At 66.5% G+C, this 15,128-nt stretch carries 13 protein-coding genes; 6 read left to right on the top strand and 7 right to left on the bottom strand.

The window, feature by feature from the left end; translation table 11 throughout:
• Positions 1 to 81: 81 nt before the first annotated feature.
• Positions 82 to 1,002, bottom strand: coding sequence for a lauroyl acyltransferase (locus ASD86_RS03480; RefSeq protein WP_056106816.1), 921 nt, complete (start codon positions 1,000 to 1,002; stop codon positions 82 to 84).
• A gap of 132 nt (positions 1,003 to 1,134) precedes the next feature.
• Between ASD86_RS03480 and dtd the strand changes: the two genes are divergently transcribed.
• The 5 genes from dtd (at position 1,135) to ASD86_RS03455 (ending at position 5,456) form a co-directional block, all read left to right on the top strand.
• Entirely contained in the window at positions 1,135 to 1,575 is a 441-nt protein-coding gene (gene dtd / locus ASD86_RS03475) for a D-aminoacyl-tRNA deacylase (protein WP_036105813.1), read from the top strand.
• 126 nt (positions 1,576 to 1,701) lie between these two features.
• Positions 1,702 to 3,567 carry an RNA polymerase sigma factor RpoD gene (gene rpoD / locus ASD86_RS03470; RefSeq protein WP_056106814.1) on the top strand — a complete coding sequence of 622 codons (1,866 nt, stop codon included), beginning with the start codon at positions 1,702 to 1,704 and terminating at the stop codon, positions 3,565 to 3,567.
• Between the two features lie 142 nt (positions 3,568 to 3,709).
• Positions 3,710 to 4,225, top strand: coding sequence for a hypothetical protein (locus tag ASD86_RS03465; protein WP_056106812.1), 516 nt, complete (start codon positions 3,710 to 3,712; stop codon positions 4,223 to 4,225).
• A gap of 222 nt (positions 4,226 to 4,447) precedes the next feature.
• Complete coding sequence (locus ASD86_RS03460; RefSeq protein ID WP_056106810.1) at positions 4,448 to 4,930, top strand: hypothetical protein; 483 nt, start codon at positions 4,448 to 4,450, stop codon at positions 4,928 to 4,930.
• Positions 4,931 to 4,955: 25 nt separating this feature from the next.
• Positions 4,956 to 5,456 (top strand): hypothetical protein, encoded by a 501-nt coding sequence (locus tag ASD86_RS03455; RefSeq protein WP_056106809.1) that lies wholly within the window; start codon positions 4,956 to 4,958, stop codon positions 5,454 to 5,456.
• A 108-nt stretch (positions 5,457 to 5,564) separates the two neighbouring features.
• Here ASD86_RS03455 and ASD86_RS03450 read toward each other — a convergent pair whose 3' ends face one another.
• From ASD86_RS03450 to ASD86_RS03425, 6 genes are all read right to left on the bottom strand, one after another.
• On the bottom strand, positions 5,565 to 5,930 hold the full coding sequence (locus tag ASD86_RS03450) for a nuclear transport factor 2 family protein (protein ID WP_056106806.1): 366 nt from the start codon (positions 5,928 to 5,930) through the stop codon (positions 5,565 to 5,567).
• A gap of 146 nt (positions 5,931 to 6,076) precedes the next feature.
• The gene (locus ASD86_RS03445; protein WP_082578007.1) at positions 6,077 to 7,723 is read right to left on the bottom strand and encodes a serine hydrolase domain-containing protein; all 1,647 of its coding nucleotides are present in this window, start codon (positions 7,721 to 7,723) and stop codon (positions 6,077 to 6,079) included.
• 116 nt (positions 7,724 to 7,839) lie between these two features.
• The gene (locus tag ASD86_RS03440; protein WP_056106804.1) at positions 7,840 to 9,060 is read right to left on the bottom strand and encodes an AGE family epimerase/isomerase; all 1,221 of its coding nucleotides are present in this window, start codon (positions 9,058 to 9,060) and stop codon (positions 7,840 to 7,842) included.
• Between the two features lie 13 nt (positions 9,061 to 9,073).
• A complete protein-coding gene (locus ASD86_RS03435; protein ID WP_082578006.1) occupies positions 9,074 to 10,111 on the bottom strand; it encodes a carbohydrate kinase in 1,038 nt (345 codons plus the stop codon).
• Positions 10,111 to 11,409, bottom strand: coding sequence for a sugar MFS transporter (locus ASD86_RS03430; protein ID WP_056106802.1), 1,299 nt, complete (start codon positions 11,407 to 11,409; stop codon positions 10,111 to 10,113). The genes ASD86_RS03435 and ASD86_RS03430 overlap by 1 nt, the downstream gene beginning before the upstream one ends.
• A complete protein-coding gene (locus tag ASD86_RS03425; protein WP_036105828.1) occupies positions 11,406 to 12,458 on the bottom strand; it encodes a LacI family DNA-binding transcriptional regulator in 1,053 nt (350 codons plus the stop codon). The genes ASD86_RS03430 and ASD86_RS03425 overlap by 4 nt, the downstream gene beginning before the upstream one ends.
• A 323-nt stretch (positions 12,459 to 12,781) precedes the next feature.
• Between ASD86_RS03425 and ASD86_RS03420 the strand changes: the two genes are divergently transcribed.
• A complete protein-coding gene (locus ASD86_RS03420) occupies positions 12,782 to 15,094 on the top strand; it encodes a GH92 family glycosyl hydrolase (protein ID WP_056107138.1) in 2,313 nt (770 codons plus the stop codon).
• The last annotated feature ends 34 nt before the right edge of the window (positions 15,095 to 15,128 follow it).

Genomic DNA, 15,128 nt, shown 5'->3' with positions numbered 1-15,128 from the left:
GTGCAAAAGGCGCGGATCGCCGTCGAGGGGGCCGACACGGGCGAGGCTTCAACGAAGCCCAGGGTTCAATGCGACCGGAATTCAACGCAACCGATACGGATTGTCGTTGCCGTCGCCGGACGGGCGCAGGGTGTAGCGCTTGTAAGTCCACTGGTATTGGGCCGGGTCGCGCCGCGCGATGCGTTCGACCGCGGCGTTGAGCGCCACGCAGGCGCGTTGCGGATCAGGGTCGGCGATGCCGTCGGGCGCAGCCTCGATGCGCAAGGCGAAGCCGAGCGGGTCGGCATCGGTGCCGATGCGTTCGCAATACGCGAACAGCACGGTCGCGCCGGTGCGTTCGGCCAGCCGGCCGAGCAGGGTCATGGTCAGCGCCGGCACGCCGAAGAACGGCGCGAACTCGCCGTCGCCGGCCTTGGGCTGCTGGTCGGGCAGGATGCCGACCACGCCGCCGGCGTTGAGCCGTTTCCACAACTGGCGCACGGCGGCACCTTCGGCGCGCACCTGGGTCACGCGTTCGGCGTCGGTATCGGCGCGAACCAGGTTCAGGAACGCCTCGCCTATCGCCGATTCCGGCGGCCGGTACAAAATCGCCAGCGGCGTGCGCGAGGCCAGCCACTGGTTCAACAGTTCCCAGTTGCCGTAATGCGGCGCGGCCACGATCAGGCCCTTGCCCGAGGCCACGGCCGCGTCGAACAGTTCGGTGCCGTGCTGCTCACGCAACAGGCGCAGATTTTCCGCATGCGGCCGGGTCCATAACCGCACCGTTTCGACCGCCTGGCGCGCGGTGGTGCGCATGATCGCGCGCTGCCACTGCGCGCGTTCGGCCGGCGGCAGGCCAGGGTAGGCCAGTTCCAGGTTGACCCGGACCACCCGGCTCTCGCGGGCGTCGCGGCGCAGCCACAAGGCCGCGATCGCGTCGCCCAGGCGCCGCTGCCACGACCACGGCAGGCGGCCGAGCAGACCGGCCAGGACATACAGCACGCGGGCGACGAATGAGCTCATGGCGCGAGTGTAGCGGCAGGCACTTCGGCGCCGATCGTGGCGGGTGTGCCGGTTCGGTGGACGAACGCCGCCGATGCCGGCGCGATCCAGGCTTTACACTGGCGTTCCCGACTTTTCCAACAGGTGTGCGGCATGCTGAGCCTGATCCAGCGCGTGACCCAGGCCAGCGTGGTCGTCGACGGCGAAACCGTCGGCGCGATCGGCCCGGGGCTGTTGGCCCTGGTCGGGGTTGAACCGGGCGACGGCGAACCCCAGATCGCTCGCATGGCCGAACGCCTGCTCGGGTACCGGGTCTTCGCCGACGACGCCGGCCGCATGAATCGCGGCCTGGCCGACAGCGGCGGTGGACTGTTGCTGGTCAGCCAGTTCACCCTGGCGGCCGACACCAGCAGCGGCATGCGTCCAGGCTTCAGTACCGCGGCCGCCCCGGCCCTGGCTGAACCGCTATTCAACCGTTTGGTCGAAACTTGCCGGCAACGTCATGCCGGGGGGGTGGAAACCGGCCGCTTCGGTGCCCATATGGTGGTCAGCCTGGTCAACGACGGTCCGGTGACCTTCTTGCTCCGCGCCTGACCGGTCCATCCGACCGCCCTGATCGACCCGCTCGACCCAAGCCTCCCGCATGCATGACCCGGCCGACCGGCCCGGACCTGCTATACTGGAGCGTTCCCTACCCTCAATAGCGCGGTGGCGCAGCCCATGGCCAACGAACGTCAGCCCCCTCCGTCCGATATCAAGCTCCTGATCAGCAAGGGCTTGGAGCAGGGCTATCTGACCTATGCCGAGGTCAACGATCACCTGCCCGACGATCTCGTCGACGCGGAACAGATCGAAGACATCATCGGCATGATCAACGGCATGGGCATCGAGGTGCATGAAGTTGCGCCCGATGCCGAAACGCTGTTGCTCGCCGACGGCAATACCGGTAACCGCGAAGTCGACGACACCGCCGCTGAAGAAGCCGCGGCGGCGCTGACTGCGCTCGACGGCGAAGGCGGCCGTACCACCGACCCGGTGCGCATGTACATGCGCGAAATGGGCACGGTGGAACTGCTGACCCGCGAAGGCGAAATCGCCATCGCCAAGCGCATCGAAGAAGGCCTCAACCAGGTCCAGGCTTCGCTCGCTCTGTTCCCGTCCACGATCCAGTTGATCCTGGAAGACTACGAAACCCACAAGGCCGGCAAGAAGCGCCTGGCCGAGATCGTCGTGGGCTTCAACGATCACCTCGACGAAGAACCCGAACCGCCGGCGCCGCCGGTGGTGGTGGCCGAGGCCGATGCCGACGCGGACGACGACGAAGAAGTCGAAGCCGCCGGCGACGATGCCGACGCCGAGGAAACCACGTCCGGTCCCGATCCGGTCGAAGTCGCCGCGCGCATGGAGGCCATCGCCGACCTGTACGGCAAGTTCGTCAAGGCCCAGGCCAAGAACGGCGCCGGCCACAAGACCGTGACCAAGTTGCGCGAAGACATCGCCGCGGTGTTCGTCACCCTCAAGCTGCCGCTCGCCCTGACCGACAGCCTGATGCGCAACCTGCGCGACGTGGTCGGTTCGATCAAGGACCGCGAGCGCAAGATCCTGGATCTGGCCACCCGCGTCGCCAAGATGCCGCGCAAGGATTTCATCCGCGCGTGGGAAGGCAACCAGACCAATCTGGAATGGGTCGACGAACTGCTCAAGCGCAAGCAGAAGTGGTCGTCGGGCCTGCGCGACGTCAAGGATCAGATCATCGTCGAACAGCAGACGACGATCGAGATCGAACAGGCCTCGCTGCTGACCTTGAACGACATCAAGGAAATCAGCCGCGCGATGGCCTACGGCGAAGCCAAGGCGCGCAAGGCCAAGAAGGAAATGGTCGAGGCCAACCTGCGTCTGGTGATCTCGATCGCGAAGAAGTACACCAACCGCGGTCTGCAGTTCCTTGATCTGATCCAGGAAGGCAACATCGGTCTGATGAAGGCGGTCGACAAGTTCGAATTCCGCCGCGGCTTCAAGTTCTCGACCTACGCCACCTGGTGGATCCGTCAGGCCATCACCCGTTCGATCGCCGATCAGGCCCGCACCATCCGTATTCCGGTGCACATGATCGAGACGATCAACAAGCTCAACCGCATCTCGCGTCAGATGCTCCAGCAGTACGGCCGCGAGGCCACGCCGGAAGAGCTTGCGAAAGAAATGGACATGCCCGAGGACAAGATCCGCAAGGTCATGAAGATCGCCAAGGAGCCCATCTCGATGGAAACTCCGATCGGCGACGACGAAGACTCGCACCTGGGCGACTTCATCGAGGACACCAACGTGGAGTCCCCGGTCGAAGCCACCACCAACATCAACCTGTCGGAAACGGTCCGCGACGTGCTCGCCGGCCTGACCCCGCGCGAGGCCAAGGTGTTGCGCATGCGGTTCGGCATCGACATGAACACCGATCACACCCTGGAAGAAGTCGGCAAGCAGTTCGACGTGACCCGCGAGCGCATCCGTCAGATCGAAGCGAAGGCGCTGCGCAAGCTGCGTCATCCGAGCCGGTCGGAACAGCTGCGCAGCTTCCTCGATATCGATTGATCGCGTCAGTAGAAAATGTGTAAGAAACAGGCCCCGGAAACGGGGCCTGTTTCGTTTTGGGCCCTCGCGACTGCACGCATGGCGACATCGCCGTCGCGCCGGTGCATGATCGGCGCAGGACAACGCTGGAGCAGGCCGGACCATGGACGCGTCACCCAGTTCACCGCCGCCGTTACCGCCACCGCCGCTGCGGGAAGCCGGCACGACCGTCAGCGCGCCCGACTCCGGCCCGCCGTTGTTCGGCTTGGCAAGCATCGCCGTCGCCAGCATCGTCGGCAGCGCGCTCGCCGGGGTCTGGCTGATATCGATGAACTACGCGGCGCAGGGTCGGTACGCCACGGCCTGGCTGTTGCGGTTGGTGGCCGTGCCGATGTTCGCGCTCGCCGCGCTCGAGGGATTCCGTTTCGCGGTCAACGCCAACAGCAACGATCGGATCACCGTGGCGCTGGCCGTCGTGGTGATCGTGCCGGCGATCATGTACCTGCTAGCCGACTGGGCGCACGGAAGGGCGATCCGCGCGCGCGCCGCAGCCGGGTTGGCGGCGCGGCCGTGGTGGCTGGCGCTGTTGGTCGCGATGGCGTTCATGCTGTTGGCCATCGCGTTTCCGTTGATCCTGATGCTGATGTTCACCGTGGTCGGTCTGGTTGAGGCGACATGAGCGGACCGATTACGCCGAGCGCGGACGAACGCGCGGTGCAACACGATGATCGCTTGCACGACATCGATCCCTATCGTTGAACCAAGTTCGCAAGAAAGCACCGACAGGCCATTGCGGAAACAGGGCTTGTTTTGTTCCGGGCCGACGGTTGTGCCTTGATGCCGAGCCCTTGATAGATACCGCCCGATCCCCCCGCATACGCAACCGGCCAAGGAAATTCGAATGGACCGCGACCCCTATCAGGCACCGCAATCCGTAGTCGAAGACGCTACAGATCGCGTCGGTGCTCCGCTGTTCCGCATCAACGCGATCGGTCTCGCCACGGTGTTGGGGTCGGTGCTCGCGGGCGGTTGGCTGATCGCGATGAACTACGCCGCGCTCGGTCGTCCCGCGCAGGCGCTCAAAGCGAAAGTTCTTTCGGTGTTGAGTCTCTTCGCCTTGATGGCGCTATCCATGGTGCTGCCCGAGCAGGTGCCCCGTGTCGCAGTCATCGTCCCGCAGGTGTTTGGCTTGATCTATTTGGCGCGCTCGCTGCAAGGCAAGGCGATCGCCGAGCGCATCGCAGCGGGCCGGCCGATGCGCTCGAACTGGCTTGCCGCGGGCATCGCGCTGCTGTTCCTTGTGATCGTGCTGGCGCTGAACGTCGCCCTGGTCGTAGGCGGAATCTATTTGTCGGGCTCGGGCGTCGATGGCGGCGGCCTGTGATGCGGATCGAGAACTGGGTCGATCCGTGACCGATATCGACCCCTACCGACCACCCGAAGCGGACATCCGGCTGCCCGACGCCGACGGCGGCGAGCGCGGTCTGTTCGGCCTGCCCGCGATCGCGCTCGCCAGCGCGCTGGGCAGCGTGTTCGCCGGCACGGTACTGATCGCGCTGAACTACGCCGCGCAGAAACAGCGGGGCACCGCGTGGGCGGTGGTCTTGCTGCTCGGGCCGGTGCTGACGATGGTGGTGCTGAGCGGCTTGTACGTCGGCTCGCGGAGGTTCGGGATCGAACCGATGCCGCTGCTGTTGCTCGCGCTGGTGACGCAGCCGCTGGCGATGACGGGCCTGGCGGCGATGCTGCAAGGCCCGGCGATCGCGCAACGCATTCGGGCCGGCGGGCCGATGGCGTCGAACGTGCTCGCGCTGGTGATCGCGGTGGCGTTGCTGCCGGCGCTGGTGTTGTTCATCGCGCCACTGGCCATGGTGCTGGTGGGCGTGATGGCGACGCTGCTGGGCTATTGAGACCGCGCGGCCTGCCGTAGCGGCTTACGGCAGGCGCGCGACTCGACCGTCGATCAACGCGGGAACATCGCGGCACGTGCATGCGCTTACGCCGCATGCGCCACGAACTCAGCCGTAGAAGAACTGCTCATGCACGATCTTGCCGTCATGCACCCGATACACCGCGACCTCGGCCACCGCCATGCGGCCTCTGCTCTTGTAGGTCGCATCGATGCCCATCGCGACACTGAACCAGCTGCCGCCGATCACCGGATCGCTGCACCAGCTGTCGTGGAGTTCGCTCACGTCCGCCTGGAACGCGCGGCCCTTCGCGCGGATCGCGTCGAGGCCTTCGACATTGCCGAGCGGACCGGACTCGTTGCCGGGCGCTTCGATGCTGACCGCATCGTCGGCGTACAACTCGTCCTGGATCTGCTCGTGCTTGCCGGCGCGGCACAGCTCGACATAGCGATTGGCGATCTGTTGGATGTCCATGGCGGCGCTCCGTTGAGGGGAGCGCCCAGCATAGGCGGCGGGCCATGACGGCGCTGCGCACTAACGTCAGCGCTGCGCGGTGACAGGCATCACCCGCGCATTCATTCAGATCGACGGTCGCCTGCGAGACGCACGCGAGCCGGCGCTCACTCGCGCAGGTAATGCGCGCGCGATTCGCCGCACAGCACGGTCAGCGCGTGCACGCGGCCATCGGCGCCGCGGTGGAATTCGACTTGCAAGGTCGTCGCCGGCACGCTGATTTCCGGGGCGACGTAGCGGTTCGGCGTCAGCGGCAGCAGCGGATGCACGCGCTTGGAACCGGCCGCCTGCAGCGTGATCGCGCCGGCGTCGTCGCCGCCGATCGCCAGCGATTCGACATCGAACATATCGGCGAGCACACCGCGCAGGTCCATGGGTTGGCGCGGGTCGAGCCGGTAGTTGCCGCGATAATCGGCGCTTGCGACCGCGTCCGCGGCGAGCGTCACGCTATGCACCGGTTCGTTGAGCGGCCAATGCGCGGCGTCGGTCACCGCGTTGCGGATCTCGGTGATCAAGCGGTCGCCTTCCGCGCCATTGGTCAGCACGACCAAGCCGTCGCCGCTGTCGAGATGGCCTTCGATCCAGGCGTAGTAGTGATCGTTCGCGCCGCCATGATGGAACACGCGGCCGCGACCGACGCCATTGAGACGCGGGCCCAGGCCGAAGTTGCCCGGCGCGACCTCGGTCATCATCGCCGTCGCCAACGCGCGCGGCAGGAAATCGTTTGAGCCGCGATAGCTGCCGAGCAGCGCGGCGACAAAAGCGGCCAGATCGTCGGCGTTGGTCCACAGTCCCGACGCGCCCAGTTCCGGGAATGACTCCCAGCCGCGCGGCAACGCGGTCGGTTGGCCTTTCTCGTCGTGAGCCCTGGCCACGTTCGCCGTGGTCGCCGGCAGTTCGGCGATGAAGCCGCTGCGGCGCATGTGCAACGGCTCGAACACTTCGCGCCGCGCGACCGCGTCCAGGCCATGCGCGTCGACCGCTTCGATCACCGCCTGTTCGATGGTCACGCCGCCGCCGGAATAATCCTGCTGCGCGCCGGGCGCATGGATCAACCGCACCGCTTCGGTCTTCGACGGAGGTTGGCCGTTCAAGGTCTGCAACAGGCTCGGCAACGGTTCGCCGGGCTGCAGGTCGGGAAAGCCGTGCACGTTGAAGCCGCCGGTGTGCGACATCAGCATGCGCAGCGTGATCCGGGCATCGGGCCACTTCGGATCCGCAGGCACCTGCCACTGCTTGAGGTAATCGTTGACGTTGCGATCCAGGTCGAGCTTGCCCGCGGCGCTCAATCGCAACGTCGTCGCGGCGGTAACCACCTTGCTGACCGAACCGGTGGAAAACAGGGTCTGCGCGTCGATCGGTTCGCGGCTGACGCTGTCGCGCACGCCGTAGCCGCGGCTGGACACGACCTTGCCGTCGCGCAGGATCGCCACCGCGACGCCGGGGACGCGGTAGTGGGCCATGCGTTCGCTCAGCGACCACGCAGGTTGCGCGTCGCCGGCCTTGATCACGGTTGGACGCAGCCGGTGTTCCCAGGCGATCGCGGCAGGCGCGGCGGTCGTTGTCGCCGGCTTGGATACGGATGCGCTTGTCGTGTCGGCCGCGGTCGCCGCGGCGACCGGCGCCATCCCTGCCGTTGCGAGCGAGGCCGATGCGAGTAAGGCCAGCGCGAGCGACGACAAACGCCGCGGCGCGAACGTCCGCGGCGAACGAGGCGCGCGCGGATGCGCGATGTGGAAGCGGGTCGAGCGCATGCGGTCATCCTGTCCTGGCGAAGCCGGCAGGTTAGCCGATGCCCGCGACCGCCCGCGGCGCCGTGCGCTCAGGCGTTACCCGCATGCGCCGGCCCGGTTGCGACGTGGCGTGCTGCTCAGGCCGCGTGCGAACGCAACAAGCGCATGACCTCGTAGCAGGCGCCCATCGTGTGATAGTCGGTCTTGCCGGCAGGGCTCTTTTCGTCGTCATACTTGCGGTTGTCGGCATCAAGGATTCGATACCACGCACCGTAGCGGTGATCGACCATGTGGTTCCAGGCATAGGCCCACAGCTTGTCGTACCACTGCCAGTACAAGTCGTCGCCAGTGCGCGCGCCGAGCAGCGCCGCGGTCGCCAGCGATTCGGCCTGCACCCAGAAATACTTGTCGTCGTCGCAGACCGAACCGTCGGGCGCGAACCCGTAGTACAGGCCGCCGCGCGCGTCGTCCCAGGAGCGCGCGACCGCGACGTCGAACAGATGCCGCGCGGTCGGCACCAGCCACCGCGGCGCATCGCCGCGCGCGGACAGATGACGGTCGAGGATCAGCAGCAGCTTCGCCCACTCGGTCTGATGGCCCGGCTGGAAACCCCACGGGCGGAACAAGTGCTTGGGATCGTCGCGGTGGTAGTCCCAGTCGATGGTCCAGTCGCGATCGTAGTGTTCCCACACCAGCCCGTCGGCCTGCGCGGCCTGACGCTGAGTCATGTTCTGCGCGAGGGTCAGCGCGCGTTCGAGATAACGCGTCTTGCCGCTCGCCTCATACGCGGCCAGCATCGCCTCGCACATGTGCATGTTGGCGTTCTGGCCGCGGTAATCGGTGAAGTTCCAGTCGGCGTCGGCTTCGTCGCGATACAAACCGTGGTCGGTTTCCCAGAAGCGCGCTTCCAGCAGATCCCAGGTTTCGTCCATCCACGCCGCCGCTTCCTCGATGCCGGCCTTGAGCGCGGTCGAGTAGGCGAGCAGCACGAACGCCACGCCGTAGCAGTGATTCATCCGGTCTTCGGCGACGCCGTCGCGGATCGTCCAGGCATAGCCGCCGCTGATCGGGTTGCGATGCGCCTCGCGCAGATAGCGCAGGCCGTGGCGCGCGCGTTCGCGGTAGTCCTCGCGCTCGAACTCGATCGCCGCCATCGCATAGTTGAAAACGAAGCGAGTGCTGCTGACGAGGTGCCGGTGCGATGCGTCGTAGACCGAGCCGTCGTCGCGGAAGTAATGGAAGAATCCGCCGTCCGGATCGAGCGCGACCGGATCGTAGAACGCCATCGTGTCGGCGACATGCGCGCGCAACACATCGGCCTTGCGGAAATCGGGCAGTGGGGTCGCGGGAAGATTCATGCTTGCTCCTGGATCAGGCTTGCTCTTGCATCAGACGCTCGACTTCGGCGGCGCTGGGCATCGCCGCGAACGCGCCATGGCGGGTGGTGGCGAGCGCGCCGACCGCCGCGGCGTACCGCAGCGCGTCGACGAAATCGCTCTCGCGTTCGAGGAACGACGTGAAATTCGCCGTGTCGACCTTCAACGCGGCCAGACGATGCAGCAGGCCGCCGACGAAAGCGTCGCCGGCGCCGGTGGTGTCGGCCGGTGCGACCTTGAACGTCGCCACTTCGCCCGAACGCGTGCGGGTATGCCAGCGGATCGGGGTGGCGCCGTCGGTGATCAGCACGCAGGTCGCGTAACCGACCCACAGGCGCTGCAACGCGGCGCGTTCGCCGCCGAGATGGCGGGCGAGGAAATCCAGTTCGCTCTGGCACAGCTTGATCAGGTCGGCTTCCAACAACGCGGCGAGCAATCGCGGCGCGGGATCGACATCGCTCGGCCACAGCGACGGACGCAGGTTCATGTCCATGCTGACCAAGGCGCCGGCCATGCGCGCGCGGCGCATGCCGGCCAGGGTCGCCGCGGCGATCGCTTCCTCGGTCAGGCTGTTGGAGCAGACATGGAACACGCCCGCATCGACGAAGCTGTCGACGCTGAAATCCGAATCGCGGAACAACAGATCCGCGGCCGGCGGCCGGTAGAAACTGAAGCTGCGTTCGCCGTGGCCGTCGAGCGAGACGAACGCCAGCGCGGTCTTGGCTTGAGCGGTGCGCACCACGTGCTGGGTGTCGACACCGTAGTGCTCGAACTGCTCGGCCAGGAAGTCACCGAACATGTCTTGACCGAGCATGCCGACGAAGCGCGCATTGCCGCCGAGGCGCGCCGCCGCGACCGCGACATTGGCCGGCGCGCCGCCGGCGTATTCGACGAAGTGGCGCGGCTCGCCCGCGATTGACGACGGACGGGCGAGAAAGTCGATCAGCGCCTCGCCGAAGCACAGGATGGCGGCGCCGCGCGACGAGGATGGGTTGGATACGGCGGAATCGGATACCACGGGTGCAACAGACATCAATGCATCACTCCGGAAGCCTGGGCGTTGGCGTGTTGGCCCTGGCCGGCGCGAATGCGCGAGCCGCTCAGGCCGTACCAGACGATGAAGGCGTAACACGCCAGCGGCAGCACGAACGAATGCTGGATGCCGAAGCGATCCGACAGCACGCCCTGCAGCAACGGGATCAGCGCGCCGCCGACGATGCCCATGATCAGCAGGCTCGAGGCCTTGCTGGTCAGCGGCCCCAGCCGTTCGATCGCGATGGTGAAGATGGTCGGGAACATGATCGAGTTGAACAGGCCGATCGCCAGCACCGCCCACATCGACACCGTGCCCTGGGTCAGCATGGTCAACGCGAGCAAGGCCATCGCGACCACCGCGAACAACGCCAGCAGCCGGCGCGCATCGAAGCGCTGCAGCAGCGCCGCGCCGATGAAGCGGCCGACCATCGCGCCGCCCCAGTAATACGGCAGATGCTCGCTCGCGGTGGCGTGATCCATGTTGCCGATCTCCGGCGCGGAGATGTAGTTGATCAGGAAGCTGCCGATCGACACTTCCGCGCCGACGTACAGGAAGATCGCGATCACGCCATAGAACAGATGCTTCTGCTCCAGCACCTCGGCGAAGCTGTGATGCACCGGATCGGCGCTCTCGGTGGCTTCGGCGAGCGAGGGGATGCGCATGGTGTAGACGAACACCGCGAGCAGCAGCAGGCCGGCGGCGATGATCATGTACGGAATCTGCACCGAGGCCGCTTCGTGCGCGCGGTACGCGATCTGCTCGGCGACCGGCTTGGCCGCCAGTTCGTCGACGCTGAGCGCCGCGCCGGCCAGGATCAGCGGCCCGATCACATACGGAAATACTGTGGTGCCGAGCGAATTCAACGCCTGCGCGAGATTCAGGCGGCTCGGCGCACCGGCCGGATCGCCGAGCAGGCTGATGTAGGGATTGGCCGACACCTGCAGCAGCGTGATGCCGCTGGCGAGCACGAACAGCGCGCTCAGAAACAACGGATACGAAGGCAGGCGCGCGGCCGGGAAGAACATCGCCGCGCCGATCGCCGCGACGATCAGGCCGATCACGATGCTGTTCTTGTAGCCGTACATCGCCACCACCTTGCTCGCCGGCAGCGACATCAGGAAGTAGGCGCCGAAGAACGTCGACTGGATCAGCATCGACTCGGTGTAGTTCATCTGAAACACGTTCTTCAGATGCGGGATCAGCACGTCGTTGAGGCTGGTCAGCCCGCCCCAGGTGAAGAAGATGATGGTCACCACCGCCAGCGCGGCGGTGTAGGACATGTCGCGACGACTCATGCGGACTCTCCGGACGGCGGAACAAGCACCTCGCTGCTGCTGCGTGCCTGCAGCCGGACCGGGGCGACGGTGTGGGCGCGCGGCAACTCGGGTTCGCGCAGGCGCTTGAGGATCAGTTCGGCGGCCTGGCGGCCGCGCGCGCGCGGATCGACCGCGATCGTGGTGAGCGTGGGCGAGGCGACCGAGGCTTCGGGAATATCGTCGAATCCGATCACCGCGAAATCGCCGCCGGGACGACGGCCGCGTGCGACCAGCCCGGCCATCAGGCCCAGCGCGACCGCGTCGTTGTAGCAGACCGCCGCGGTCGGCGCGGGATCGCGCACGAACAGCGCGCCGGTCTGTTGCGCGGCTTCAAGACGGGTGGGCGCGCATTCGACCAGCCACTGCGGCTCGGGTTCGATGCCGGCTTCGGCCAACGCCTCGCGATAGCCCTGGCGGCGTTGCCGGCACGAGGACGAATCGCGATGGCCGCCGAAGAAGGCGATGCGGCGATGGCCGCGTTCGAGCAGATGGCGCGTGGCCAGACGCGCGCCGTGAGTGTTGTCGAGGGCGAGGAAATCCCAGTCGGTGGCGTCGAGCTCGCGGTTGAACACCAGCACCGGCGTGCGTCCGCCGACCTGGGCGCGCACGCGCGCGCCGTCGCTGCCTTCGGCCGGCGACAGGATGATTCCGGCCGGGTCGTGCTCCATCAGCGAAGTCAGCACCGCCTGTTGGCGTTCGACCGACTCGTTGGTGCTGCCGAGCAGGGTGACGAAGCCGGCCGTGGCCAGCCATTCGTCCACGCCGGCGGCGAATTCGGCGAAGAACGGGTTGGACAGGTCGTTGATCACCAGCGCCACGCCGGTCGACACCTTGCGCCGCAGGTTGGCCGCGCCGCGGTGGTAGACGTAGCCTTGGCGCTTGAGCTCGGCCTCGACCCGGGCCCGGGTTTCGCTATGGACCAGCGGACTGCCGCGCAGCACCAGCGACACGGTCGCGCGCGACAGGCCACAGGCCCGGGCGATGTCGGCCAGAGTGACCCGGCCTCGGGGGGCGGGCGCGTCGTTCATCGGTGGCACCTCGCTGGAATAGGGCGGTGGCGGATCATGGCGGGCTCGCGCTGAAGGCTTTTGGATCGTTCTAAATGCCGTCATCCTGCGGCTTGAGGCCCGTCCCTGCATTCTGCAATGCAGCATGAACGCGTCCTGGCCCCGTGTTAGCTTGCCCGTATTTAGAACGATCTAAAAGTGTCCGGCCCCGATCCCCTGGCGGCCGGCCCCACCCCGATCCTGTCTGAGATGGAGTACTCCGGATGACCCGGCCGACCCAATTGCCCCAGCCTACCGCCATGGCACCCGGCGCGCGTCGTTTCTGGCGCAGCCTGAGTGCCGCGATGCTGGTGGCCTGCGCCTTCGCCGTGTCCGCCGCGCCCGCGAACGAGGCCGGTCGCCGCGCCTATGAGGCGGTCGACCCCTTCATCGGCACCGGCGGCGAGGGCCACACCTTCCCCGGCGCGACCGTGCCGTTCGGCATGATCCAGCTCAGCCCCGACACCGAGATCAAGCCGCGCAAGGACGCCTACGGCTGGGCCGCCGGTTACCGTTACAGCGACAGCAGCATCGTCGGTTTCTCGCACACGCATTTTTCCGGCACCGGCCATTCCGACCTGGGCGACGTGCTGCTGATGCCGATCGCCGGCGAAGTGAAACTCGAGCGCGGCGATTCCAAGGTCGCGCGCAGCGGTTACCGATCGAGCTTCCGCCACGACGACGAAGTCGCCCAGCCCGGCTACTACGCCGTCACCCTCGACGACTACAAGATCCGCGCCGAACTGACCGCGAGCGAGCGCGTCGGCGTGCATCGCTACCGCTTCCCGCAAGGGCAGGCCGCGCATGTGCTGATCGACCTGCGCACGAGCATGTACGACTACCCCGGTAAGGTGCTGTGGTCGCGCCTGCGTCTGCGCGCCGACGGCACCGTCACCGGCTTTCGCGAAACCCGCGGCTGGGCGCCGGGCCGGCAGTTGTACTTCGCGATGCGCTTCTCGCGGCCGGTCAGCGGCCACGGATTCCATGACACCGAAGCCGATGTCGCCTACAAGGGCTTCCCGCCGCCGGGCGAAAAAGACCCGACTAAGCGAGCGCAGATCGAAGGCCGGCAACTGGTCGGCAGCTTCGATTTCAACGATGCCGCCGGCAAAGAGTTGGTGGTGAAAGTTTCGATTTCGCCGGTCAGCGAAGACAACGCGATCGCGAACCTCGAAGCCGAAGTGCCGGGCTTCGATTTCGACGCCGTGCGCGCCAAGGCGCGCGCGACCTGGACCCAGGCCTTGTCGGCGATCGACGCCGACGCGCCCGAACCGATGCGCAAGAGCTTCTACACCGCGCTGTACCACACGCTGATGGGGCCGAGTCTGTTCATGGACAGCGACGGCCGTTATCGCGGGCCCGACAACGCCGTGCATCAGGCGAAAGGCTTTCGTTACCACTCGACCTTCTCGCTGTGGGACACCTACCGCGCGCTGCATCCGCTGCTGACCCTGGTGCAACCCGAGCAACGCAATAACGACTTCATCAATTCGCTGTTGGCCTCGCGCCGCGACAGCCCCTACGGCATCCTGCCGGTGTGGGCGTTCCACGGCCAGGAAACCTGGTGCATGGTCGGCTACCACGCGGTGCCGGTGATCGCCGACGCCTACATGAAAGGCATCCGCGGCTACGACACCAAGGAAGCGCTGGATGCGATGGTCGCCAGCGCGAGTTACGGCCCCTACGACGGGATCGCCCAGTACATGGAGCTGGGCTACGTGCCGATCAACGAAGAAGGCGAGGCCGCGTCGAAGACCCTGGAGTACGCGTTCGACGATTGGACGATTTCGCGCGTGGCTGCCGATATGGGGCGCAAGGACATCGCCGCGCAATTCTCCAAGCGTGCGGGTAACTGGAAACACGCATTCGACGCGACGACCGGATTCATGCGCGCGCGCAAACGCGACGGCAGCTTCCGCGAACCCTTCGACCCGACCGTCAGCGGTTATGGCAGCGACTACACCGAAGGCAACGCCTGGCAGTACTCGTGGTACGTACCGCAGGACGTCGCCGGCCTAACCCAGGCCCTCGGCGGCGACACCAAACTGGTCGACAAACTCGACCAGGTGTTCGACGCCAAGGTCGATCCGAAAATCTTCGAACACATGGAAGACATCACCGGCCTGATCGGCTGGTACGCGCACGGCAACGAACCCAGCCACCACGTCGCGTATCTATACGGCTACGCCGGCCAACCCTGGCGCACCCAGGAGCGGCTGAAGCAGATCATGGCGACCCAATACGCCCCGCGTCCCGACGGCCTAGCCGGCAACGACGACCTCGGCCAGATGTCGGCCTGGTACGTCTTCACCGCCCTGGGCTTCTACCCCGTCGCCCCGGCGAGCAACGAATACGCCATCGGCCGCCCGTTCCTGCCGCGCGCCACCCTCAACCTGCCCAATGGCAAACGCTTCAGCGTGATCGCCGACGGCTTGGACGAGGCGCATACCTACATCGGCAGCGCGACCCTCAACGGCAAACCGTTGAATCGCAGCTTCCTGCGGCATGAGGAAATCGTCGCGGGCGGGGAACTGCGATTCGTGATGCAGGCGCAGCCGAACAAGGAATGGGCGACGGATCCGAAACTGCGGCCGTATTCGATGAGTGTGGGGCGGTGAGGGTGGTGGCTCTGGGTTGGATAGTCGCGGCCGT

Source organism: Lysobacter sp. Root690, assembly GCF_001427785.1.
Taxonomy (GTDB): domain Bacteria; phylum Pseudomonadota; class Gammaproteobacteria; order Xanthomonadales; family Xanthomonadaceae; genus Lysobacter.
The sequence above is the reverse complement of the archived record's forward strand: the minus strand, read 5'-3'. Positions and strand labels throughout refer to the sequence as shown.

What these genes read in the sequence shown, in the direction of transcription:
- ASD86_RS03480 (WP_056106816.1), bottom strand. Translation starts at nt 1,002, where the DNA reads ATGAGCTCATTCGTCGCCCGCGTGCTGTATGTCCTGGCCGGTCTGCTC.
- dtd (WP_036105813.1), top strand. Translation starts at nt 1,135, where the DNA reads ATGCTGAGCCTGATCCAGCGCGTGACCCAGGCCAGCGTGGTCGTCGAC.
- rpoD (WP_056106814.1), top strand. Translation starts at nt 1,702, where the DNA reads ATGGCCAACGAACGTCAGCCCCCTCCGTCCGATATCAAGCTCCTGATC.
- ASD86_RS03465 (WP_056106812.1), top strand. Translation starts at nt 3,710, where the DNA reads ATGGACGCGTCACCCAGTTCACCGCCGCCGTTACCGCCACCGCCGCTG.
- ASD86_RS03460 (WP_056106810.1), top strand. Translation starts at nt 4,448, where the DNA reads ATGGACCGCGACCCCTATCAGGCACCGCAATCCGTAGTCGAAGACGCT.
- ASD86_RS03450 (WP_056106806.1), bottom strand. Translation starts at nt 5,930, where the DNA reads ATGGACATCCAACAGATCGCCAATCGCTATGTCGAGCTGTGCCGCGCC.
- ASD86_RS03445 (WP_082578007.1), bottom strand. Translation starts at nt 7,723, where the DNA reads ATGCGCTCGACCCGCTTCCACATCGCGCATCCGCGCGCGCCTCGTTCG.
- ASD86_RS03440 (WP_056106804.1), bottom strand. Translation starts at nt 9,060, where the DNA reads ATGAATCTTCCCGCGACCCCACTGCCCGATTTCCGCAAGGCCGATGTG.
- ASD86_RS03435 (WP_082578006.1), bottom strand. Translation starts at nt 10,111, where the DNA reads ATGTCTGTTGCACCCGTGGTATCCGATTCCGCCGTATCCAACCCATCC.
- ASD86_RS03430 (WP_056106802.1), bottom strand. Translation starts at nt 11,409, where the DNA reads ATGAGTCGTCGCGACATGTCCTACACCGCCGCGCTGGCGGTGGTGACC.
- ASD86_RS03425 (WP_036105828.1), bottom strand. Translation starts at nt 12,458, where the DNA reads ATGAACGACGCGCCCGCCCCCCGAGGCCGGGTCACTCTGGCCGACATC.
- ASD86_RS03420 (WP_056107138.1), top strand. Translation starts at nt 12,782, where the DNA reads ATGCTGGTGGCCTGCGCCTTCGCCGTGTCCGCCGCGCCCGCGAACGAG.